Source organism: Isorropodon fossajaponicum endosymbiont JTNG4 (assembly GCF_016592615.1).
GTDB lineage: Bacteria > Pseudomonadota > Gammaproteobacteria > PS1 > Pseudothioglobaceae > Ruthia.
The window spans coordinates 1,365,561-1,387,221 of record NZ_AP013043.1; the positions used below are offsets into that span (position 1 = coordinate 1,365,561).

At 36.7% G+C, this 21,661-nt stretch carries 33 protein-coding genes and 3 pseudogenes; 7 read left to right on the forward strand and 29 right to left on the reverse strand.

The genetic code is table 11. The features are described 5' to 3' along the window. Positions 1-19 precede the first annotated feature (19 nt). The 12 genes and pseudogenes from gpmI to CVFO_RS08120 form a co-directional block, all read right to left on the reverse strand. Complete coding sequence (gpmI, locus tag CVFO_RS08065; RefSeq protein WP_201339504.1) at positions 20-1,558, reverse strand: 2,3-bisphosphoglycerate-independent phosphoglycerate mutase; 1,539 nt, start codon at positions 1,556-1,558, stop codon at positions 20-22. 31 nt (positions 1,559-1,589) lie between these two features. After that, the gene (gene ychF / locus CVFO_RS08070; RefSeq protein WP_201339505.1) at positions 1,590-2,678 is read right to left on the reverse strand and encodes a redox-regulated ATPase YchF; all 1,089 of its coding nucleotides are present in this window, start codon (positions 2,676-2,678) and stop codon (positions 1,590-1,592) included. Between the two features lie 23 nt (positions 2,679-2,701). After that, positions 2,702-3,277, reverse strand: a complete 576-nt coding sequence (gene pth / locus CVFO_RS08075; protein ID WP_201339506.1) for an aminoacyl-tRNA hydrolase — start codon at positions 3,275-3,277, stop codon at positions 2,702-2,704. A 17-nt stretch (positions 3,278-3,294) separates the two neighbouring features. Next, positions 3,295-3,972, reverse strand: a complete 678-nt coding sequence (locus CVFO_RS08080) for a 50S ribosomal protein L25/general stress protein Ctc (protein ID WP_201339507.1) — start codon at positions 3,970-3,972, stop codon at positions 3,295-3,297. Positions 3,973-4,123: 151 nt separating this feature from the next. Beyond that, positions 4,124-5,728 (reverse strand): ubiquinone biosynthesis regulatory protein kinase UbiB, encoded by a 1,605-nt coding sequence (ubiB, locus tag CVFO_RS08085; RefSeq protein WP_201339508.1) that lies wholly within the window; start codon positions 5,726-5,728, stop codon positions 4,124-4,126. Between the two features lie 2 nt (positions 5,729-5,730). Then, positions 5,731-6,270, reverse strand: a complete 540-nt coding sequence (locus CVFO_RS08090) for an SCP2 sterol-binding domain-containing protein (RefSeq protein WP_201339509.1) — start codon at positions 6,268-6,270, stop codon at positions 5,731-5,733. A gap of 6 nt (positions 6,271-6,276) precedes the next feature. Beyond that, positions 6,277-7,017, reverse strand: a complete 741-nt coding sequence (gene ubiE, locus CVFO_RS08095) for a bifunctional demethylmenaquinone methyltransferase/2-methoxy-6-polyprenyl-1,4-benzoquinol methylase UbiE (protein ID WP_201339510.1) — start codon at positions 7,015-7,017, stop codon at positions 6,277-6,279. A 2-nt stretch (positions 7,018-7,019) separates the two neighbouring features. After that, on the reverse strand, positions 7,020-8,156 hold the full coding sequence (locus tag CVFO_RS08100; protein WP_201339511.1) for a citrate synthase: 1,137 nt from the start codon (positions 8,154-8,156) through the stop codon (positions 7,020-7,022). A gap of 151 nt (positions 8,157-8,307) precedes the next feature. Next, a pseudogene (locus tag CVFO_RS08105) lies at positions 8,308-8,388 on the reverse strand (DUF5131 family protein); the annotation flags it as partial. A 22-nt stretch (positions 8,389-8,410) separates the two neighbouring features. Next, the gene (locus tag CVFO_RS08110) at positions 8,411-8,752 is read right to left on the reverse strand and encodes a tyrosine-type recombinase/integrase (protein ID WP_201339512.1); all 342 of its coding nucleotides are present in this window, start codon (positions 8,750-8,752) and stop codon (positions 8,411-8,413) included. Then, on the reverse strand, positions 8,749-8,925 hold the full coding sequence (locus tag CVFO_RS08115; protein ID WP_201339513.1) for a site-specific integrase: 177 nt from the start codon (positions 8,923-8,925) through the stop codon (positions 8,749-8,751). Before CVFO_RS08115 ends, CVFO_RS08110 begins: the two co-directional genes overlap by 4 nt. Positions 8,926-8,962: 37 nt before the next feature. Continuing rightward, complete coding sequence (locus CVFO_RS08120; RefSeq protein WP_201339514.1) at positions 8,963-9,136, reverse strand: hypothetical protein; 174 nt, start codon at positions 9,134-9,136, stop codon at positions 8,963-8,965. A gap of 299 nt (positions 9,137-9,435) precedes the next feature. Here CVFO_RS08120 and CVFO_RS08900 point away from each other — a divergent pair, with 299 nt between their 5' ends. After that, entirely contained in the window at positions 9,436-9,606 is a 171-nt protein-coding gene (locus CVFO_RS08900) for a hypothetical protein (RefSeq protein ID WP_225879255.1), read from the forward strand. Between the two features lie 30 nt (positions 9,607-9,636). Here the strand turns inward: CVFO_RS08900 and CVFO_RS09560 are convergent, their stop codons facing one another. The 5 genes from CVFO_RS09560 to CVFO_RS08140 form a co-directional block, all read right to left on the reverse strand. Next, entirely contained in the window at positions 9,637-9,930 is a 294-nt protein-coding gene (locus CVFO_RS09560; protein ID WP_201340448.1) for a hypothetical protein, read from the reverse strand. A gap of 23 nt (positions 9,931-9,953) precedes the next feature. Then, positions 9,954-10,199, reverse strand: coding sequence for a hypothetical protein (locus tag CVFO_RS08905; protein WP_225879256.1), 246 nt, complete (start codon positions 10,197-10,199; stop codon positions 9,954-9,956). 48 nt (positions 10,200-10,247) lie between these two features. After that, entirely contained in the window at positions 10,248-10,394 is a 147-nt protein-coding gene (locus CVFO_RS08130) for a hypothetical protein (RefSeq protein ID WP_201339515.1), read from the reverse strand. A gap of 11 nt (positions 10,395-10,405) precedes the next feature. Then, complete coding sequence (locus CVFO_RS08135) at positions 10,406-10,681, reverse strand: hypothetical protein (RefSeq protein WP_201339516.1); 276 nt, start codon at positions 10,679-10,681, stop codon at positions 10,406-10,408. Positions 10,682-10,748: 67 nt separating this feature from the next. After that, positions 10,749-11,075, reverse strand: a complete 327-nt coding sequence (locus CVFO_RS08140; RefSeq protein WP_201339517.1) for a hypothetical protein — start codon at positions 11,073-11,075, stop codon at positions 10,749-10,751. Positions 11,076-11,148: 73 nt separating this feature from the next. On the opposite strand from CVFO_RS08140, the pseudogene CVFO_RS08150 reads away from it, so the two are divergent. From CVFO_RS08150 to CVFO_RS08165, 4 genes and pseudogenes are all read left to right on the forward strand, one after another. Continuing rightward, positions 11,149-11,910: pseudogene (locus CVFO_RS08150) on the forward strand (transposase); the annotation flags it as partial. 115 nt (positions 11,911-12,025) lie between these two features. Beyond that, positions 12,026-12,193 carry a hypothetical protein gene (locus CVFO_RS08155; RefSeq protein WP_201339518.1) on the forward strand — a complete coding sequence of 56 codons (168 nt, stop codon included), beginning with the start codon at positions 12,026-12,028 and terminating at the stop codon, positions 12,191-12,193. Beyond that, positions 12,132-12,377 (forward strand): transposase, encoded by a 246-nt coding sequence (locus CVFO_RS08160; RefSeq protein ID WP_201338905.1) that lies wholly within the window; start codon positions 12,132-12,134, stop codon positions 12,375-12,377. The genes CVFO_RS08155 and CVFO_RS08160 overlap by 62 nt, the downstream gene beginning before the upstream one ends. A 125-nt stretch (positions 12,378-12,502) precedes the next feature. Then, entirely contained in the window at positions 12,503-12,811 is a 309-nt protein-coding gene (locus CVFO_RS08165) for an IS3 family transposase (RefSeq protein ID WP_201339519.1), read from the forward strand. Between the two features lie 43 nt (positions 12,812-12,854). Here the strand turns inward: CVFO_RS08165 and CVFO_RS08170 are convergent, their stop codons facing one another. The 5 genes and pseudogenes from CVFO_RS08170 to lptG form a co-directional block, all read right to left on the reverse strand. Then, entirely contained in the window at positions 12,855-13,169 is a 315-nt protein-coding gene (locus CVFO_RS08170; protein WP_201339520.1) for a hypothetical protein, read from the reverse strand. Beyond that, the gene (gene surE / locus CVFO_RS08175) at positions 13,148-13,891 is read right to left on the reverse strand and encodes a 5'/3'-nucleotidase SurE (RefSeq protein ID WP_201339521.1); all 744 of its coding nucleotides are present in this window, start codon (positions 13,889-13,891) and stop codon (positions 13,148-13,150) included. Before surE ends, CVFO_RS08170 begins: the two co-directional genes overlap by 22 nt. A gap of 23 nt (positions 13,892-13,914) precedes the next feature. After that, positions 13,915-16,142, reverse strand: a pseudogene (locus tag CVFO_RS08180) (AAA family ATPase). 53 nt (positions 16,143-16,195) lie between these two features. Continuing rightward, complete coding sequence (locus CVFO_RS08185) at positions 16,196-16,309, reverse strand: ATP-dependent Clp protease adaptor ClpS (protein ID WP_245394580.1); 114 nt, start codon at positions 16,307-16,309, stop codon at positions 16,196-16,198. A 91-nt stretch (positions 16,310-16,400) separates the two neighbouring features. Continuing rightward, on the reverse strand, positions 16,401-17,483 hold the full coding sequence (gene lptG / locus CVFO_RS08190; protein WP_201339522.1) for an LPS export ABC transporter permease LptG: 1,083 nt from the start codon (positions 17,481-17,483) through the stop codon (positions 16,401-16,403). A gap of 45 nt (positions 17,484-17,528) precedes the next feature. On the opposite strand from lptG, the gene guaA reads away from it, so the two are divergent. Both guaA and tadA read left to right on the forward strand, forming a co-directional pair. Next, positions 17,529-19,091, forward strand: a complete 1,563-nt coding sequence (gene guaA / locus CVFO_RS08195; protein WP_201339523.1) for a glutamine-hydrolyzing GMP synthase — start codon at positions 17,529-17,531, stop codon at positions 19,089-19,091. Next, on the forward strand, positions 19,082-19,552 hold the full coding sequence (gene tadA, locus CVFO_RS08200) for a tRNA adenosine(34) deaminase TadA (RefSeq protein WP_201339524.1): 471 nt from the start codon (positions 19,082-19,084) through the stop codon (positions 19,550-19,552). Before guaA ends, tadA begins: the two co-directional genes overlap by 10 nt. 99 nt (positions 19,553-19,651) lie before the next feature. On the opposite strand, the gene CVFO_RS08205 is transcribed toward tadA, so the two are convergent. From CVFO_RS08205 to CVFO_RS08930, 7 genes are all read right to left on the reverse strand, one after another. Then, positions 19,652-19,864: a hypothetical protein gene (locus tag CVFO_RS08205; protein ID WP_201339525.1), complete on the reverse strand. Its 213-nt coding sequence runs from the start codon at positions 19,862-19,864 to the stop codon at positions 19,652-19,654. A gap of 3 nt (positions 19,865-19,867) precedes the next feature. Then, positions 19,868-20,107: a restriction endonuclease subunit S gene (locus CVFO_RS08210; protein WP_201339526.1), complete on the reverse strand. Its 240-nt coding sequence runs from the start codon at positions 20,105-20,107 to the stop codon at positions 19,868-19,870. Between the two features lie 29 nt (positions 20,108-20,136). Then, positions 20,137-20,442: a restriction endonuclease subunit S domain-containing protein gene (locus CVFO_RS08910; protein ID WP_225879258.1), complete on the reverse strand. Its 306-nt coding sequence runs from the start codon at positions 20,440-20,442 to the stop codon at positions 20,137-20,139. A gap of 17 nt (positions 20,443-20,459) precedes the next feature. Continuing rightward, positions 20,460-20,684, reverse strand: a complete 225-nt coding sequence (locus tag CVFO_RS08915) for a DNA methyltransferase family protein (RefSeq protein ID WP_245394581.1) — start codon at positions 20,682-20,684, stop codon at positions 20,460-20,462. 101 nt (positions 20,685-20,785) lie between these two features. After that, positions 20,786-21,034 carry a hypothetical protein gene (locus CVFO_RS08920; protein ID WP_225879259.1) on the reverse strand — a complete coding sequence of 83 codons (249 nt, stop codon included), beginning with the start codon at positions 21,032-21,034 and terminating at the stop codon, positions 20,786-20,788. A gap of 108 nt (positions 21,035-21,142) precedes the next feature. Then, complete coding sequence (locus CVFO_RS08925) at positions 21,143-21,322, reverse strand: hypothetical protein (RefSeq protein ID WP_225879260.1); 180 nt, start codon at positions 21,320-21,322, stop codon at positions 21,143-21,145. Between the two features lie 48 nt (positions 21,323-21,370). Beyond that, on the reverse strand, positions 21,371-21,658 hold the full coding sequence (locus CVFO_RS08930; RefSeq protein ID WP_225879261.1) for a hypothetical protein: 288 nt from the start codon (positions 21,656-21,658) through the stop codon (positions 21,371-21,373). Between the last annotated feature and the right edge of the window lie 3 nt (positions 21,659-21,661).

A 21,661-nucleotide genomic window follows, 5' to 3' on the forward strand; every position in this document is an offset into this window, starting at 1 on the left:
GGTTAGTCTTATTGTTATTTTACTTAAAAGTTAATAAACTATTACCAGTCATTTCATCTGGCTTTTCAATATCCATCATTGCTAATAAGGTTGGTGCAATGTCTGATAATGCACCTTTTTCTGGTTCGGCAATGTCTGCTTTACGCTCACTAACAAAGATTAAAGGCACCGGGTTGTTGGTGTGTGCTGTATGCACTTCGTGAGTTTGTGGGTTAATCATTTGTTCTGCATTGCCATGATCAGCGGTGATTAGTATCTCGCCACCAATGGCAAACATAGCTTTATGAATAATGCCTAGGCAACTATCAACGGTTTCAACAGCCTTAATGGTAGCGCCTAGTTTGCCAGAATGCCCCACCATGTCGGTGTTGGCAAAATTGCAAATAATCAGATCATATTTCTGGCTTTCAATACTTTCAACCAATGCATCTGTTAGTTCAAATGCGCTCATTTCAGGTTGTAGGTCATAAGTGGCAACATCGGGTGAAGGAATTAGTATGCGGTCTTCGCCATTAAAAGCTTGCTCAACACCACCATTGAGGAAAAAAGTGACGTGTGCATATTTTTCAGTTTCAGCAATTCTAAGTTGGGTCATACCTAAATTTGATAAATATTTGCCCAGAACATTGTTCAGTTTAGAAGGCGGGTAAGCCACTGGCAGGTTGAAGTCTTTTTTGTACTCAGTTAGACAAACAAATTGAGTTGGGACGAATGTTCCACGTGAAAACCCTTGAAGGTCCTCATCAGTAAAAGCGCGTGTAATTTGCCTAGCACGATCTGCACGATAATTCATAAAAATTAACACATCGCCTTTTTTAATTGAGGTCGGTACTTTAATTGAGGTTGATTGGATGAATTCATCGGTTTCACCGCGCGCGTATGCTAATTCAACAGCATGTAGGGCAGATTGGGCTAAAAACTTCGCCTTGCCTTTGGCGATAAGCTCATAAGCACAACGAATGCGTGACCAGCGATTGTCTCGATCCATTGAAAAGTATCGGCCAATAATGCTAACAATTTCTCCTGTACCAAGGGCAGCCATTTTGGTTTCAAGTTTTTGAATGTATTTTTCAGCACTTTTTGGCGCACAATCTCTGCCGTCTGTAAATAGATGTAAGTAGACGTTTTTACAGCCTTGTTTGTGTGTCATTTCTAACATAGCATGGATTTGCTCTTCGTGCGAGTGTACTCCGCCATCAGATAAAAGCCCCATAATATGAACCGCCTTGTTATTGTCATTTGCGTATTCTAATGAGTTTTTTAAAATTGGGTTTCTAAAGAAGTCGCCATTTTGAAGTTCGTTACAAATGCGAGTAAAGTCTTGTTTCACAGTGCGTCCTGCGCCCAGATTAAGATGCCCCACTTCTGAATTTCCCATTTGCTCGCCAGGCAGGCCAACGTCTTTGCCACTGGTGTGGATTAAAGAGTGTGGAAAGGTTTGGTTTAATTTATCCCAAATCGGGGTATTTGCTAGTGCAATAGCATTGTTTTGGGTGGTTTCAGAATGCCCCCAGCCGTCTAGAATTAATAATAATTTTGTTTGTTTTTTAGATTGCATTAGTAATGATTTGTACCAAGGTTAAATAAGTTTATACATTAAACAAAAAGTGTATCACATCGCCATCTTGAACAATATATTCTTTGCCTTCTGAGCGTAATTTTCCAGCCTCTTTTGCGCCTTTTTCACCACTAAACTCAATAAAATCAGAAAATGCAACGGTTTGGGCGCGAATAAAACCTTTTTCAAAATCACCGTGAATTTTTCCAGCGGCTTGCGGGGCGCTATCACCAGTGTTAATTGTCCATGCGCACACTTCTTGTACGCCAGCGGTAAAATATGTTTGTAGTCCTAATAATTGATATCCCGCTTTAATTAATCTGTCCAGCCCTGATTCACTTTGCCCCATTTCAGATAAAAATTCTTGCTTCTCATCTTTGTCTAATTCGGCAATTTCAGCCTCAGCCTCAGCGCAAATGGCAACGGTTTGCGCATTTTCGCTGTGGGCAAATTTTTCTATTATTTCCAAGTAAGCGTTATCAATAAAGCCGTCTTCGCTTACATTGGCAACGTATAAGACAGGCTTAATAGTGAGCAGCTGGAAGCCTTTTAGTAGTTTTAATTCTTCCTCGTCAAACGAGAGTGTGCGGACACTGTTTCCTTGTTCAAGTACAGGTAATATTTTTGCCAATAGGTTTTTAAGAGGGACGCCATCTGTTTGACCTGACTTGGTGTTTTTAAGGGCTCTCTGATACAGTTTTTCAACCACATCCAAGTCAGCTAAAATAAGCTCAGTGTTGATAATTTCAATATCATCAAGTGGTGAAACCTTGCCTGATACGTGAATAATATCATCATCAAAGGCGCGAACGACGTGGATAATGGCATCTGTTTCACGGATGTTGGTTAAAGATCGATTGCCTAGTCCCTCGCCTTTTGAAGCGCCTTCAACCAATCCAGCGATGTCAACAAACTCCATTGTGGTGGGTAGAATTTTTTGAGGATTAACAATTTTTGCCAACTCATCTAAGCGTGAGTCATTAATAGGCACAATGCCAACATTTGGTTCAATTGTACAAAAAGGGTAGTTGGCAGACTCAATGCCAGCCTGAGTTAATGCATTAAATAAGGTTGACTTTCCAACATTTGGCAAGCCTACTATGCCACATTTAAATCCCATTTTTTATCATCCCTTTAAATTACTTATTCTTTTGTGTGTAAAGTTTTCATGACCTTGTCAAAGTTGCCTTTAATCATACCTTCAATGACTTGCAGCGAATCACTCAAAGCGTCTTGTATTTTTTCTAATTCGCCCTTACTGGGTGCGTGTAGTACAAAGTTAGCCACTTGTGATTTATCATCTGGGTGACCTATGCCAATTCTTAGTCGGTGAAACGCCTTAGTATCCAAGGCTTTAATAGTGTCTCTTAAGCCATTATGTCCGCCATGACCACCACCTGATTTAATTTTTGCAATGCCAGGGCTGATGTCTAGTTCATCATGTACAACCAATATTTCATCGGCATTAATTTGATAAAAATTAGCAATACTCTGAATAGATTGTCCCGAACAATTCATAAATGTAGTGGGCTTGAGCAGTCTAACGCTGCAGCCGGGTATATTAATCTGGGCAACTTCGCCCAAAAACTTAGCTTCTTTTTTAAAATGACCAGTATATAGGTGAGCTAAAGCCTCACAGAACCAGAAACCCACGTTATGACGATAAGACTGATAGCCTTTGCCTGGATTGCCCAGACCGACAATCAGTCTTATCGTCATGTTGGTTTCGGTTTAAATTATGAATCTGGTTTATCTTTATCAGTGTCACTGTTCTCGGTATTTTCATCTTCAGCGTCTTCAGCAATAATAGGCGCTTCTTCTTCAATTTCGGCCATTTTTCTAGGCTCTTGAACGGCAACAACGCTTTGATCGTGTGCTTCAATATCGCCATGTGTTAGTGCGGTAATAACCACGCCTTTTGGCATGTTAAGACCTGTCAAACTAATATGTTCGCCCATTGTAAGGTTGCTGATGTCTACATCAATAGCGTGAGGCAAGTCTGTTGGCAGGCAAGAAACCTCAACTGAAGTAACAAATTGGTTAAGAATTGCACCTAGACGCATTGCTTCGTTATTTTCCTCGCCATTAAAGTGTAGAGGGATGCTAGTGACAATTGCTTGTTTTAAGTTAATGCGCAGAAAGTCAACATGAGTGATGATGTTTTTAGCAGGATGACGTTGTAAATCTTTAATAATAACTGCTTTTTTTTTCTTATCAATCATTAAATCAAGTACTGAAGTGTAAGACTCCTCGTTTTCTAATAGGTGGGTAATTTCAAAAACATCTAAGGTGATATTACTAGGGGCTTTGCCAACGCCATAAACAATAGCAGGGATTTTATGATTGCGACGTAGGCGGCGGCTCGCACCTTTACCTTGATCGTCTCTTGTTAAAGCGCTAATTGTTAAACTCATGTTGATACTCCAAAAAAATAAAAAAACACCGCAACGGGCGCTACTATATAAAAGATATATTTTGCGACCAAATATATTAAGGGATTATTTTACCCGAAAACCCAGCTAAAAGTAAAACAACAAGTTTCTATATTTGAATTAGAAAAACTGTCTATCTAGACTTAAGCCAAAATATTAAAGCAACAATACTACTGAGCAAACTTGTCAGCCAAAACGCATTAACCGCTAAAACACCGCTAAGAATAGCCAAAGCGCCAGCAAAAATAGCAGAGGTTTGCCTATTTGCATTGTCTTTGAGTTGGTTAACAATACTATCGGTTTGCTGAGCATAAAGACGCCCCATGTCTTTCATTTTGTTTAATTGTTTGAGTGCGTTAATAGTCAGGGCAGGTAACTCTGGCATGTCTTTTAGGAGTTGTGGCACTTGGTCTTTTATTTTTTCAAAGGTATTTTTCACGCTATATTTCTCTTTAACTAAATCTTCTAAAAACGGTTTTGCGGTTGTCCATAAATCAAGTTGTGGATATAACTGCCTGCCAAGTCCTTCAATATTTAACAAGGTTTTGTCTAATAATAACAGTTGCGGTTGAATAGTGATGTCAAAATTTTTAGCTTCTTGAATAAGCTCAAGCAACACCTGGCCAAAAGAGATTTTCCCTAGGGGCTTTTCAAACATGGGTTCGCAAATTCTTTTAACAGCGGCTTCAAAGGCGGATATGTCTGTTGCTGGACCTATCCAGCCAGAGTCAATGTAGGTTTGTGCTACTTTTTTGTAATCTTGGTTAAAAAAAGCCAGAAAAATATCCGCTAGAAAGTCTTTGTCAGCCTCGGTAAGCGTACCCATGATACCAAAGTCAACCCCTATATATTGTCCATTAGTATTGACAAAAATATTACCAGGGTGCATATCAGCATGGAAAAAATTATGCTTAAAAACCTGAGTGAAGAAAATAATCACACCTTCTTCTGCCAATCGTTTCATGTCGATATGATTGGCTTTTAGTTGTTTGATGTCACCTACTGGAATGCCATGAATGCGCTCAGTAGTTAGAATGTTCTTATGACATAAGCTTGAGTAAACTTTTGGAATGTAAAGCAGGTTTGAATTTTTAAAATTTTCGCCAATTCTTGAACAGTTTTTGGCCTCAATGCGCATGTCTAGCTCATTTAGGATAATGCCTTCAAACTCTGCCACAATCTCTATAGGGCGTAGTTTTTTACTAATCGGATGTTTATTAAATAGCCTTGCTAAGGCGTACATTAGTTTAATATCACGCTTGATGGCTTTATTGATATCTGGCCTGACCACCTTAACCACCACTTCATGGTCATCATTTGTTAGTGCAGTGTGCACTTGGGCAATTGAGGCTGAGGCTAGAGGCTCAATATCAAAGCGTTTAAATAAATTTTCAGTGGGCGCGCCTAGTGATTGTTCAATAATTTGCTTGGCCTTTATTGGGTCAAAAGCGGGGCAGTTGTCTTGTAATTTTGCTAATTCATTGCCAATATCCTCTGGCAGCAAATCACGCCTAGTAGAAAGTGTTTGCCCAAATTTGATAAATATAGGGCCTAGTTCTTCTAGTGCTATGCGAATACGCTCGCCTCGCGTGTATTTTTTAACGGGAAAGTAATGCCAAGGAATGAGATACACCAAAGGCTTGAAACTTTTCAGTAGTGGTGTTGATAGCACCAAGGAATCAAGGCGATAGCGCATCAAAACACGAGAAATTTTAATAAATCTTAGAAGGCTGTGCATGGCTAACTGTTTTTATATTTGTATCGTTCAGATTTAGTTGGACTGATTAACAAGGTAGACAGTCCGTTTTTAATTATCTCAAGTGGGTTGTTTGATTCCATGCTGGCGGGGTTGAGTTTTTTCGTTAGTTTTCCAAATTGGTTAGCAATTATATCGCCTGTGTATTTTGATGCTATTTCTTCTAGGTCAATATCAACTTCTTTTAGTAAATCAACCAATAATTGAGCGGTTTTAACATCACCATGAATACTAATTTTATCTTGTCTAAGCAGTTCAGCTAGGTCTTCACCATGAAGTAAAGATATAAACACCATAGATTTGAGCTTAATATCAACGTCTGTGGGTTTGTCAGTGACGGACAAAACAAATACTCGGTCATTGGCACATACAAAGTGTACATCCAATAGTAAGTCTTGCAAAGAAACGCCAATCGTTTTGCCATTAAGCGCGCTTATGTCAACTTCGCCATTAATAATTAAGCAGTTTAACGCCTGCTCAAGGATAACGGTTTGCTTATGCCAGAAAATTGCAAACAGCTGCATCGGATTTTATACTTTAATGCCTTTATGCAAGGCAACAATGCCACCTGATAAATTATGATATTCGCAAAAATAAAAGCCTGCATCTAGCACCATGTCTTTAAGGGTTTCTTGGTTTGGATGTTTGCGGATTGATTCAGCTAAATATTGATACGAAGCCTCGTCATCAGCAATAATACCACCAAGTTTTGGCATAATATTGAATGAATAAAAGTCGTAGAATTTTTTTAATAATGCAGAATCGATTGTTGAAAACTCTAAAATTAACAAACAGCCACCAGGCTTCAAAATACGATACATTTCTTTGAGTGCTTGGTCTTTATCAGTCACGTTTCTAAGGCCAAAAGCAATGCTGACACAATCAAATGTATTGTTACCAAAGGGTAGGCATTGCGCATTGAGTTGCACAAATTCAACGCCAAAAACACCTTTGTTGATTAAGTTCTTACGACCCTCATTCAGCATAGCGGCGTTAATATCACTTAATATGACCTGCCCATTATCACCCACTTTTTTCCTAAATTTAATGGCTAAATCACCCGTACCACCAGCAATGTCTAGTACTTTGTCGCCAGCCTTAACGTTACTTGAAGCAATCGTATAACGCTTCCAAAGACGGTGCGCACCAAAGGACAAGATATCGTTCATTAAGTCATATTTACTTGCGACAGAGTTAAAAACATCCCTAACCAAACTTTGTTTATCGTTTGTGGCAACCTGCTTGAATCCAAAATGCGTGGTATTTTCCATGATTATTTTTTAGGATAATCTCTAAAATCAGCCCCTGTGTAGATTTGTGTGGGTCTAAAAATGCGATTGTGTCCAACTTGTTCGTGCCAATGAGCTGCCCAGCCAGCAGAACGAGCCATGGCAAAAATAGGCGTAAAGTGTGTTGGTGGAATTTTCAAAATTTCGGCGTATAAAATGCCTGAGTAAAAATCTACATTTGGATAAACACCTTTGCTTGATAGTAATTCTTCACAAATTCTTTCGACCTCTAATATAGTTTCAAAGCGTTTAGAAAGGCGCATGTTGGATTTTTTGACATAAGCTTCAATCATGGCTTGTAAAATACTTGCACGAGGGTCTTTAACACTATATTCTCTGTGCCCCATACCCCAAATGACTTGTTTGTTTTTTAAGCGGTTTTTAATATAACCACGCGCATTTTTAGCATCACCAATGTCATCCAACATTTTAAGCACATCTTCATTTGCACCACCATGTAAGGAGCCTGCTAAAGTACCAACCGCAGCTGAAATTGAAGCAAAGGGATTGGTAAGCGTGGAGGCAGTTACCATGGCAGAAAAAGTTGAGGCATTAATGGTATGTTCTGCATGTAGAATTAAGCAAGCATCAAAAAGCTTGACAATATCATCATCAGGCTCTTCCCCAAACGACATATATAAAAAGTTCTTAGCGTATGACATTCCTTTGCTAGGTGGAATAGGATCATAACCAGCACTAATACGCGCCCACATTGCCACCAAAGTACTCATGTTAGAAATGATTTTAGTCAGTGCGCTTTGTGTATAGACAGAGTCAGGGTTTTGTGCACCTGCATCAGGATAGAACGTCGCCATAGCAGCAATAGCGGTTTGTAAAACATCCATTGGATGTCCATTGGTAGGCAAAGACCACATCATAGAACGGATATTACGCTTTACTTCATAACGTTTGTGTAAAACATTTTTAAAGTTGTCTAGTTTGTTTTTGTCTGGCAGCTCTCCATCTCGAAGCAGCATAGATACTTCTTCAAAAGAGGCGTATTTAACCAAGTCCTCGATTGAGTAGCCACGATAAGCCAAAATACCATTTTTCCCATCAATAGAAGAAATGGAAGATTCTGTCGCAGGAACACCTGCCAAACCTGGGATATATTCAATCATAATCTAATGGCTGTCATTATTGAAAACTAAAATTTTACCCTGAATATAGTCCTATATTTAGTTGATAGAGCCGATAATATGTTCTATCTCGGTTGAATTAATGGCGTATTAAATTCAGGGTAATTTTGATAAAGTTTATTATTTAAAAGTTTGCCATTATTTTAATGTAACAATGCTTACACCCAACAGAAACTTTAGTACAGCCCGTGGTAGGGTTGCAAGTTTGCTCTGTTCATTCTATTTGGGTTTTATGCTTATAAAAATCCTACGCCTGCATGGTCGTCAAATAAATCTTTATCTCTCATGTAGTATAAAACAGTTTGAGGGGATTTATGTCGAGTAGTTTCCATAATTTTATCTAGCCTAGCACCGTGTGCTACAGCACTGGTAACAAAACCTGCCCTTAAAAAATGTCCTGATATATTACTAGAATCCAATCCAATTAAAGAACTATAGTGTTTTACAATCCTTGGAATGTCAGAATGGTGCATTTTATTACCTCTCAATCTACCTCCTTTGAATAGGCTTTGAAATAAATAACTATTTTCGATTTTAGAAACTTCTAGCCATTTTAGCAAAACCGAAATAGGCTTCAACCCCCCCCCTCCACAATTGCTATTTTTTGTCCCTTGCTTTCTTGGTCTGTTTTTGATTTTCTAATAATAATAGTCATGCGTATTTTTGTTTGTTTTGTAGCCTTAATAATCTCAATATCTCCATACTTTAACTGGCATATTTCACTACGCCTTAATGCGGCTGCAAAACCCAAAACTAAAATTACTGCATTTCTTACGCCTATAGGAGTATTACTGCTTTTTTAACATTTGTTCAATGTGAAAATTTCTTAGCGCACTAACTCGTTTAGGTGCAATACCTAACATTCTTTTAAGTCCTACAATAATTTGGCTTACTTTAGGGTCGTTAGTGAGTGATTGATAATTTGATAGTTGGTGAACTTTTTGTACGGCTGAACGATACAAAATAATCGCGCCTATTGATAGGGGTTTATTGCTTGATAGGCTTGGATTGCTACTTAAATACACCAAAAAACCAACAACTGTTTCAACGCTTTCAGGTAAAGACGTTTGTTTAGTCTGACGACAATATGCCTCAAAACATCGCCACCCTACCCTTTTTGATAGGCTAACCAAGTATTTTCAGCCAATGAATGATAGATTATGTTATTGATTTTTTGAGACTTCCGACCATTTTGTAAAGATAAATGGAACATTATTTGTTGTTCCATTGTAAAAGGAGTAATAATATTATTACATGGGCAATGAAAAATATTGCTTCAACTACTGGAATGGGTCTTATGCAATGGAAGAAATTTTCAGTGGAGCAAATTTCTGTTTTACAAATTCCAGAAAATACACAACAGCCTTTTATAGTCCTAATAAATAAAATTATTATAGTCAAAAATAAAAAACAAAGACACAGATATCCTTGAAAGGAAAATTGATGTTATGGTTTACCGACTTTATAAATTAACCAATGATGAGATTAATTTAATTTCTAGTGCACTAAGTTGATATAAATCATAAACCATTTTATTAATTTCATTTTCTAAATAGTTAGTATCTTTATTTTGCTTTTTACTGATTAGTATTTTATTTATTAGAACTATAAAAGGCTGCTTCATTGAGTCCGAAATTTTAGGAATTGGTATCATATTGATGTAAGTCTTTTTCCAGCGTAATGTCCCCATTCCAGATGTAAGTGCAATATTATTAAAAAACCAATAAATTAATTTTGAATTAAGAACTGCAAGAATGTATTTTAAATTTTATCCTGCCATCATAAATGTAGTTGCTTCACAATATACACCACTATTATCATAAAAAAACGGGCGTTATTAACTAATTCAATCCATATGACTTTATCTTTAGAAAATTGCATATTAAACTCATCACTAAGACTGGCTTGTAATTCGTACCATTGATTGGTTCCAGCTTTTTTAGATAAACTTTCTTTGTGAAGTAATAAATGCTGATAAACAGCTAAGTATCGTTCTATTTGAATACCTTTTCTTGCATATGTCAACCATAATTTGTTCCATTCTACTTGATAGCGCTTAACTTAAGAATTGGCTTACATAATCTCGGTAGATTTTGGGTCGGCCTTGCATAATGCTTGTTTAGTATCATTATCAATGATAAATGCTTTGTTAAACCCTGTTGTTACTCCTCGATAAATACTAATATTCCAATCTATTAATGGTGTACCGGCTATTTCCATTTTTTGCATAATTAATTGTTCAATAGTTGACAAAATACTCTAAGGTTTTTCATTTTTTGCATGCAATTTTCCCACAATTTATCTAACGGTGGAAATGTTTTGACAGGCAAGCGATCTATATCTACTGCTTTAGTAATATTGTTACCATGTTCATTGTGCAAGAATAAAATACTTGAGTCAACAATAGCATTCTCAAAACCATCTTTAACCCCGAACATCCATTCTGGATCAAACCGATCAGATTGCAAATTTTGATTGTATAAATCCCAATCAACCACCTTCTTCATACTCACTTCTACTACTGGACCAATGCCTGATTCTTGTAATCTTTTTAGGGCTTGTTGTCGTAGCTCTTTACCCCTCTTCTTTATGTTTGCGTTTAGTTGTTAAGGTTTTGGCAGAAAAATAGTGGTGTCTAACTTCAAATAACTTCTTCTGTAAACCTTGAATACCCATATCAAATAAACCCATTTTCGGCAACTCTATTTCACCCAAAGGCAATAAAGTATCTGCCACAATAAACTTAGTTTCTAAATTTGGCAGAGCTTTGACGCCATAATTGCTGTCTTTATTGTTATTTGGTTTTTGTTCAATGGTGAGGCTGATAAAAAAGCGTAGTTTACAAATTTGAATGGCGTAATCGTCCACTTGATGAAATGTAATACCCCAAAAAACCACCATTCTAAAGTAGAAAATTCTATAATAAAAAATAAGGAGTTTTCACATGAAAAAATCAAGATATACAGAGTTATAAATAGTCAACATACTCAAACAAAACCAATCAGGCATATCTGTGGCTGATCTATGCCGTGAATACGCAATGTCTCAAGCCACATTTTACAAATGGAGATCTAAATACGGTGATACAGATTTTGTCTCTATGGTTAAACGCTTAAAAGAGCTAGAATCAGAAAATGCTCAATTCAAGCGTATGTATGCTGAGAGTGAGTTGAAACTGCAAATTACAAAGGATGCCTTAGCAAAAAAGTTCTAAAGCCATCCCAGTGGCGTGAGGATGGCTTTAAACATCAATGAACAAAATAAGAACACAAGTATCAAACTTATTTACGAAGTTTGTAGCATTAGTAAAAGCACTTATTATTATCAACCAAAACTCAGTGATGACAATGCTTTAATTGCCGATTGTCTACTGCGCTTAACCGCAACGCACAAGCGTTGGGGTTTTAAACTGTGCTATTTATATCTACGTAATGTTAAAGACTACAAATTTAACCATAAACGAGTGTATCGCATTTACCAAGAACTGGAGCTCAATCTAAGAATCAAGCCAAGAAGAAGAATCAAAAGAGATAAACCCGAAGCACTGAGTGTGCCAACAACTATTAACCAAACTTGGTCAATGGATTTTATGTCAGACTCACTCACTGATGGCAGGCACATTAGAACTTTTAATGTTGTCGATGATTACAATCGGGAAGGCTTGAATATTGATGTGGACTTGTCCATGCCAGCAAGACGAGTTATTCAATCATTAGAACGTTTGATTCAGTGGCGGATCTTCACAATGAAGGCATGATTTAGGGAAATGTAGGGTTTCGGTGAGTGTGCAATGCTCTAACCTACTTGGACACAAAGATAGCCTTATAATACAAACCATAAGGAGGTCAGTAATGACACAATATAAATCAAGAAAACAACGAGTGACTTTTACCGTTGAACATTCTGTTCAATACCCCCTTGAGGGGGGAACACTAGATTATGCCAAACTCATGGTGCATGAGAATTACACCAATAAAAAAAATCATGATAATATCAGGAGCTTGCTCCTCAGCAGTTAGCAGATGGAGAAAACAATACCTAGCAGAGCTTGGTGGACAAACACCAGAGTCAGGCAAAGCGCTGACTTCTGAACAACAAACAATACAACTGCTTGAGAAACAACTTTGGCGCGCACAAAGGGACAATGAAATCTTAAAAAAGGCAACAGCCTTGTTCGCTGTGGACAATCACCAAGTGATATGATTATCAAGATAAACAAGGCTTGCCAACAATACAATACTAAAGAATTATGAGCATTACTCAAACTTCCTCACAGTAGTTATTACTATCAAGTCAAAGATAAGCGAGTAAACAACAACACCAACGCTATGATTAAATTAATCAAACAAACTGCTATTGAAGTTGGATACACCTATGGCAAACGCAGAATGCGAGTAGTTTTGAATAACCAAGGTTATAACATTGGTATTTACCAAACTGCAACGCTAATGAAAAAAGCCAATGTAGTTGCCATACGCCCAAGAAAGCGTCATTATTACCCTAATACTAGATTGATGTTTAAAAAGGCAAAAAACCTATTAAATCGTGTGTTTGAGCAGCAATCAATTAATACGCATTGGGTTGGTGATATTACCTATATCAAAACCTATCAAGGTGAAAGATTAATAGACCAATAAACAACGCTCAAGATAATCATAGATTTAAGTAAATTGAACTGCGTCATCCAAGAATCTTCTGCAAAAGCATAAAAGCCAAAACTGGATGTGTGAAATTTTTATAAACCTCAAAATGAGACATTTGCACCAATACTGGTAATACTATTAATACAAGGACAATATTTTTACTAGCGCTAGATTTTGTAATGAGAGGTTTTAAAATAAACAACAGTGATAGCATCGTCAAAGACGACAAGCCAAAGTTAACCACAACGCGTTTAATATCCCAATTATCCATTTCACGAACAACAAAAAGATCTAGTAATACTAAAACTAACCAAACAAATAAGGTTGTCATTATTTGATTTGATTTAGCCATTCTGACACCGTATCAATCTCATTATATTTAGTCAGATCAATTTGCAAAGGGGTGACTGACACATAATGATTAGCAATGGCATGAAAATCTGTGCCTACGCCATTATCGGCCTCTTTACCGTTTTCACCAATCCAGTACAGGGCTGGGTCGTCTTTATCAGCAACACTTTGCTCTGACATATGGCGTTTTCCTAAGCGCGTTGTTTGAAACCCTTTAATATCATTCAAAGCCACATCCGGTACATTGACATTCAGCACAGTATCGTGTGACAACTGAGCATGAGATATTTGGCTAATTAATTGTTTGGCGATAACACCTGCCGTCTCAAAATGCCGACCTTCCCAACTTGCTAGTGATATCGCCACTGATGGTAAGCCTAAAAATCGCCCCTCTATCGCGCCAGCAACGGTGCCTGAATAAATCACATCATCACCCAAATTAGCGCCAAAATTAATCCCTGTCACCACCAAATCAATTTTTTCATTTAAAAAACCACATAAAGCCAAATGCACACAATCACTTGGCGTTGCGTCAATACTATAAACATTATTTGATATCTGAATTGGTCTTAAAGGCTTATCAAGTGTAAGCGAACTACTGGCAGCTGATTTATTTTCACTAGGTGCAACTACAATAACGTCGTGTTCTTGCGCTAAAGATTGGGCGAGTTGCACAATACCTTGGGCTTGGTAACCATCGTCATTACTAATTAAAATCCTCATCTTTAATTAGAAAATATTTTGCATCACGATTGTATTGCAAGGGTAATTTTATCTTTTTTAACACCAACTTTCACCAAGCCACCATTGATTAATTTACCAAACAGTAGCTCATCTGCTAGCGGCTTACGGACTTCTTTTTCAATCAGGCGTGCCATAGGTCGTGCACCTATCTTGGCATCATAACCATGCTTTGCAAACCATTTTCGAGCAGTGTCAGACACAATGAGTGAAACTTGTTTATTCCCTAATGCTTCTCCTAATTCAAATAAGAATTTGTTCACCACATAAACAATAGTTTGCTCGTTAAGTGCATTAAAATAAATAACTTCTGATAAGCGATTTCTAAATTCTGGTGTGCATAATTTCTTCAATTCAGTTTCATAATCCAGTGAATGGTCTTGCTCACTAAAACCCATTGACGTACGTTGAATACTTTGTGCACCAGCATTTGATGTCATCACCAAAATTATATTTCTAAAGTCAATCTCTCGACCATTAGCATCAGTCATCTTGCCGTTATCCATGGCTTGCAGTAATAGATTAAAAATATCCATGTGGGCTTTTTCAATCTCATCAGGCAGTAGCACAGCATACGGATTGGCATTAACTGCTTCAGTCAACAAGCCACCTTCATCATAGCCCACATAGCCTGGTGGCGAGCCAATGAGTTTGGAAATTGAGTGACGCTCTCCATACTCGCTCATATCAAAACACAACAACTTAACGCCCATAATTCGAGCCAATTGCTTGCAAATTTCTGTTTTACCCACTCCTGTTGGACCTGCAAAAAGAAAAGACCCCATTGGCTTATCAACTTGCGCCAAACCTGAGCGTAACAACTTAATCGCCGTAGACAAGCTACTCAGTGCACGATCTTGTCCAAACACGCCCAATTTAAGTTCTGATTCTAAGTTTTTAAGTAAAGATTTATCATCATTAGTCACTTGTTTAGACGGAATACGTGCTAATTTAGCAATAATATTTTCAATATCACCCGCGCCAATATTAATTTTACGTTTTGATTTAGGCTGAATCTGTTGATAAGCATCTGCTTCATCAATCACATCAATGGCTTTATCTGGCAAGCGACGAGACGATCATTCATATAACGATGGGACAATTTAGCAGCAGAGCTTAATGCTGCTGCTGAATATTTAACCTTATGATGCTTTTGGTAATATTTTTTAAGACCTTGTAAAATTTTGACAGTATCTGCCACCGAAGGCTTATCAATATCAATTTTTTGAAAACGACGTGACAGCGCATGATCTTTCTCAAACACTTTCCGATATTCTTCATAAGTGGTTGGCCCCATGCACCTAAGTGTGCCGTCAGCCAAAGCAGGTTTTAACAAATTAGAGGCATCTAATGAGCCACCAGAAACACTATCTGCACCAATTAATGTATGAATTTCGTCAATAAACAAAATAGCCTGAGGAATTTTTTCTAAATCTGTTAGTGCTGCTTTAAGGCGTTTTTCAAAATCACCTCGATATTTTGTACCTGCAATAAGCACGCCAATATCTAATGAATAAATACTAGCTTTCTTTAAAACGTCTGGCACTTTTCCTTCAACAATTTTCAAAGCAATGCCTTGTGCAACGGCTGTTTTACCAACACCAGCAAGACCAACAAACAATGGATTATTTTTACGGCGTCTGGATAACACTTGCACTGTGCGAATAACTCCCTCCTCTCTGCCAAGTAGGGGGTCTATTTGCCCAGATTTAGCTTTTTCACATAGGTTTATTGTATAAGTTGCCAATGAGGATTGTTTGGGTTTTTTCTTGTCTAGTTCAATTTTTGGCTCACTTGTAATAGATTCTGGCACTCTATTTAAAATGCCTCCCATGGCATCTAGGCGTGAAATACTATTAAGTTTTAGCAAATAAACCGCATGAGACTCCTTTTCAGAAAAAATACTCACCAATACATTCATTGCATATACCGTATTTCTTTGTGCGGATTGCGCCTGATAAACACTGCGTTGTAAAACACGTTGAAAGCCTACTGTTGGCACAATATCAATATTAGAATCAAGCGCAATGAGTGATGTATGTGAATCAATATAACCTTCTAATTCATTTTTAAATTCATCGATATCAACCTGCTTATTTCTTAAAAACGTGACCACTTCATCAATATTAAGTAATGCTAAAAGAAAATGCTCAACCGTTACAAACTCCAAGCGATTATTGCGCGCTTGAGTCATAACATAATTAATCTCTTGTTGTAATCCTGTCTCAATCATGGTTTTATTATATCTCCAACTCACGCAATACGCACATTAATGGTTGTTCATTTTTACGTGCAAATTCCCTCTCCCCCTCCCTCTATGTGAATTTTAAGCATAATTGCTTGAGTCGCCTCTTCGCTTTTGGAAAAAAATTGCACAAGCACATCAATCACAAATTCCATGGTTGTGTAATCATCATTTAGCAACAATACTTGAAATTTATTTGGTTTTTTAACTTTGGTTTTGAAGTTTGTACTAGTGTCTTGGTCATAACTAAGTTGCTGATTTTTTCTTTAATAATGCCCACACAAGAACCAACACCACTAATGTTGGTATTGAGGCACTCAAGAAGTGATTATAGTCAAACCTAAGTGATAATACACCGCCAATACGCGAGGCTAACTCAAAAAACAAGCTCATCATCAAGCCTAAGGAAATCTTTTTACCAAGTGATGCATCGCGCAGTGAACCAAAAACGAACAACATTGAAAATAATATCATCGCAATCAAAGTAATGGGCTTCATAAGACGCTTATATATTTCGACCTCAAAAACATCAGCAGTAAGATGATTAATTGTTAAAAAACGTATTTGTTGATAAAGATGCCAAGTGGATAGTTCACGTGGGTCTTTTTTAAGGCTTTCTATCAATTTTTGATTAAACGACACCTGGACACTATATTTCTCAAAATGATTTTCAGAAAACGTTATCAAGTTACCATTCTTACCTAACTGATAACGGACTGACTGACCAAGTTCTAAGTTATCCCCATTAGAAGTAGCGCTATCAGAATGTACGATAGAATCCAACGTATCTGGCGTTCGTAATTTAATAAGGGTGACATCTTGGAACGATTTACCATCAAAATTTTTCTTAACATGGATAAAAAGCCCACTGTCTTTCAGCCAAAATCCTTGTTGATTCTTAAACGTCGTATTTTGCCCTAGTGCTCTAGCGCGCGAACCTTCTGCATACTCAGTCGTTATTGGTGCAATCAGCTCACCTATAACAATAACAATTGCAATAAACACCAGCGCAGCCCGAACAACAATATTTGAAATTTGCATGATTGATACACCTGCACTTCTAATAACAACCAACTGAGAAGTAGATGCCAGATGGCCTAATGCCAAAAGCGAACCTAGTAAAATAATAACTGATGAATGCGAATACATCACTGCAGGGATATCTGAAATCACGTATTTTGTCGCTTCGAATACCGTGTAATCAGCTTGTCCTATAAACTTAACTTCTTCAAGAAAGTTAAAAAACGCATAAATACCTAGCCAAACCAGCATAACGGCTAATGTGTAAAAGGCCATGGTTTTAACAATGTAGCGGTCTAAAATTTTCATTAAAATAGTCGTCTTAAAATAGAATTATTTAGCGTTGACACCATGATGAACAATATTCACTTTGATAGAATCCTTATTCTTGATTTTGGCTCTCAATATACCCAACTTATTGCCCGTCGTGTGCGTGAAATTGGCGTTTATTGTGAATTATTTCCCTATGATGTAGGTAGTGGCTTTATTAAAAAATTCAATCCTAAAGGCATCATTCTTTCAGGCGGACCTGACACAGTAACACTTGATAACTCTGCCAGAGCGCCAAGTATTGTATTTGATCTCAACGTACCGATACTGGGCATTTGTTATGGCATGCAAACCATGGCGATACAACTTGGTGGTCGTGCCACTTCAGCCAACAAACATGAGTATGGTTTTGCCAAAGTTCGTGTTCGAAACCACTCGCCACTACTCAGTGGTATTAGTGATGAAGGTCATGGTTTATTAGATGTATGGATGAGCCACGGAATTGAAGTAGAACAATTACCAGATGGATTTAAACTGATTGCTTCTACAGATAACTGTGATATAGCAGGATTTGCCAATGTAGAAAAACATTATTATGGCTTACAATTTCATCCAGAGGTTACTCATACCAAACAGGGTGAACACATTTTAGAACGCTTTATCAGCGGTATTTGTCAGTGTGAAAAAAACTGGACAACGGATAATATCATCACTGAATTAGTACAAAGCCTTAAAGATCAAATTGGTGATGCTAATGTCTTATTAGGGCTATCTGGTGGTGTGGATTCCTCAGTAGTTGCCATACTTTTGCAACAAGCGGTGGGTGAACAGCTTACTTGTGTATTTGTTGATAATGGTCTCTTACGCCTCAACGAAGGGGATGAAGTTATGCAAACCTTTGCGCAAAATATGGGTGTGAAAGTCATACGTGCTAATGCTCAGGAAAAATTCTATAATGCCCTATCAAATGAAGATGAGCCTGAGGTAAAACGCAAAATTATCGGCCGTGCATTTATTGAAGTGTTTGAAGAAGAAGCTAAAAAACTCGACAACATTCAATTTTTAGCCCAAGGTACGATTTACCCTGATGTTATTGAATCAGCAGGCGCAAAATCTGGCAAAGCCAAAGTCATTAAATCACACCATAATGTTGGTGGCTTACCAGACGATTTACAATTCAAATTGGTGGAGCCTCTTAAAGAATTGTTCAAAGACGAAGTGCGCAAAATTGGCGTTAAGCTCGGTATTCCGCCACATATGCTTTATCGCCATCCATTCCCAGGCCCTGGGCTAGGTGTGCGTATCCTAGGGCAAGTGAAACAAGAATACGCCGATATTTTAAGGCAAGCTGATGCTATTTTCATAGATGAGTTGTATAAAAACGATTTATACGACACAGTCAACCAAGCCTTTGCTGTATTCCTACCCATTAAATCAGTCGGCGTTACTGGGGATGAACGTCGTTATGACTACGTTATTGCACTACGTGCTGTTAAAACCATTGATTTTATGACAGCTCGCTGGGCAAGATTGCCGTATGATTTTCTAGATTTGGTGTCTAACCGAATCATGAATGAAATTTCTCGTATTTCACGTGTGGTTTATGATGTTTCTGGTAAGCCACCAGCAACCATTGAATGGGAATAAACACATCGACTGATATACAGTGGATGATGCTTGCTATTGAACAAGCAAAACAAGCACAAGAAGTAGGTGAGGTGCCTGTTGGTGCGATTTTAATACAAAACAATCAATTAATTGTTAGTGCACACAACCAACCTATTTCAAACAACGACCCAACTGCCCATGCAGAAATACAATTATTACGCGCTGCAGGCAAGCAATTAAACAACTATCGACTGTCTAATACAACCTTATATGTTACCTTGGAGCCTTGTGCTATGTGCTTAGGTGCTATAGTGCATGCGCGTGTATCACGTATCGTGTTTGGTGCTTATGATCAAAAATCAGGTGTTTGCGGGTCGTGTATAGATTTGTCAAGCAGTCAATGTTTTAACCATTCAATTAGTATTCAAGGCGGCATTTTCGCTGACCGATGCAAAGATCTATTACAACAATTTTTTAAGAGTCGCAGAACAAATATCTAATTCCATTTACAAAAAAAAAATGACAGTAAAGTTTCTTTTCATTTTTAGACAATCATAATTTATAACTCAATCGTTGAGTTTTTTATTTTAATAAGTTCATTATCTATTGCTTGTTTGATATTTTTCTGCTATTTCTTTTTGTTTGTTTATATCAAAACTACCATCATTATTTACAGGCATTTTTATTCTTATATCGTAACTAGCAATCTTATTGAAATATAACTTAGTTCGATAGTTAACATCTGTCTTTAATATTTCCTTTTCTAGTTGTATTTTTAAAAAATCTAAGTCTATGCAAGAAACTTGAGGCACAACTTAAGCAACCACATCAATAAAACTAAACTCTTTAGCATCTCTTATAAAGCAATATCCAACACTACCATCTAAATTAAAAAGAACAGATTTTTCAGTACAATACCTTAACTTTTCTGCAATTAAAAAATCTTTATCAATAAACCCCATTACACTACCCTCATCTTTTGAAGATGAATAAACAGGCACATTTCCTTTATGTGAATTGATGGTTGATTTTGTAATTCTTTTCCCTCTAATCAATTGCCCAACTCAAACAAGGCTCATCGTAATCAAAAGTCTTTTTTTGCAAAAATTCCTGAAGTATTTCCAGAGAATAAAGGATATGAACCTTGATTGACATGAGCATAATTTTTTGTATATTTTCCGTTGCCTCTTTGGATATAAAAAATATCAGAAATTAAAAATTTCTTATATGTTATTTCTTCTTTGAGGTTGCTACTACCACTAGTGACATAAGGTGGATTGGTTAAGATTAAATCGTATTCATTTTTAACTGGCTCACTAAGAGTGCCTAAAATAGGATTGGTTTTAAGATTAAAAGTTTCGTTAAATAACTTAGAAAACTCTTTAGTCAAATGTGGGTTTTCTTTAATTAAATCAGAAAATAAATCAGCATATTAGCTTTTGCCAAAATAATAGTTTTCTGTTCATCTTTATCAAAAACCCCTACCCTAATAGTAATTTTAGGAATAACTTCTGTATCGGTAATTTGATATAAATCAGGTAATTTACTTTTAACTGGTTCTAATAAAAATTTTCCAACACCACACGCTGGATCACAAATTACAGCTCCTTCCTTGATTTCATTAGTAGCCATTTTCTCAATACCTCTAATAACCTTAAGCGGTGTAAAAAACTGCCCCAGTTTTTTTGCTAATACTTGCTTTTAAAAAACTTTCAAAAAATTGTGATTTAAAATCATGATTGATATTTTCTAATTTCCAATACTTTTTTAAAAACTGTACTGTATCCAGAAATTGATTTTTGGTCTTTGCTAACAAAAATAGTGCCATTAGTAATTGTTGTGTTGTCTATTGGATTATGAGGGAATAAGTCTTTGATATTTTTTCTAATATTATCTGCGTAATATTGCAAAACCTTATCATCAGTATTATTTTCAACATACATTAGCATTAAAGAATCAAAACTGTAACGATTTTTTAACACTTTTAAATCACTTAAATATTTAAAAATAAACAATTCAACAAAGGTATATAAGCAATTTTTAGGTGTCGCACCCGATACACTCCAAATATCTTGCCAAATTTGTTTGGCTTAATCTGTAGGATTAACAAACTTTAAAGGGGTAATTTGATTATTATTCTCATCAATTGAACTAATAATTTTTTCAATCAATTTAACCAAATTACTGTCTGTTGTTACTTCTATTGGATTCCAATTGTCTGTGACTTCGCTTTTATCTTCATTTAGGATTTCCTGACCTGTTCCTAACATTAACCCGAATGGTTTGCAAAGTGTCAGTAGCAATAATAATTGGTTAATCTAATTTTCTAGCAACCACCACAATTCCTGTTTTATTGCTTTGTTTTGTTTGACTTTTGTATTAAATTCTTTGGGTGTTTTATTTTCAATAATTGCAATTACTTCTTTTTGACAGACGATAATACCATCTACTTTTTTACGCTCAAATATCTTGCCGTAATCAATATTGCGAATAATAATATTTTCTTTTAATGCTCTAATTGAGGTTGCACCAATATTATAAAAATCCCATTTGCCTATTTTTCCAGGTTTTTTATTTAGCCCTCTTTGTAGTAATTCTTCACTCATATT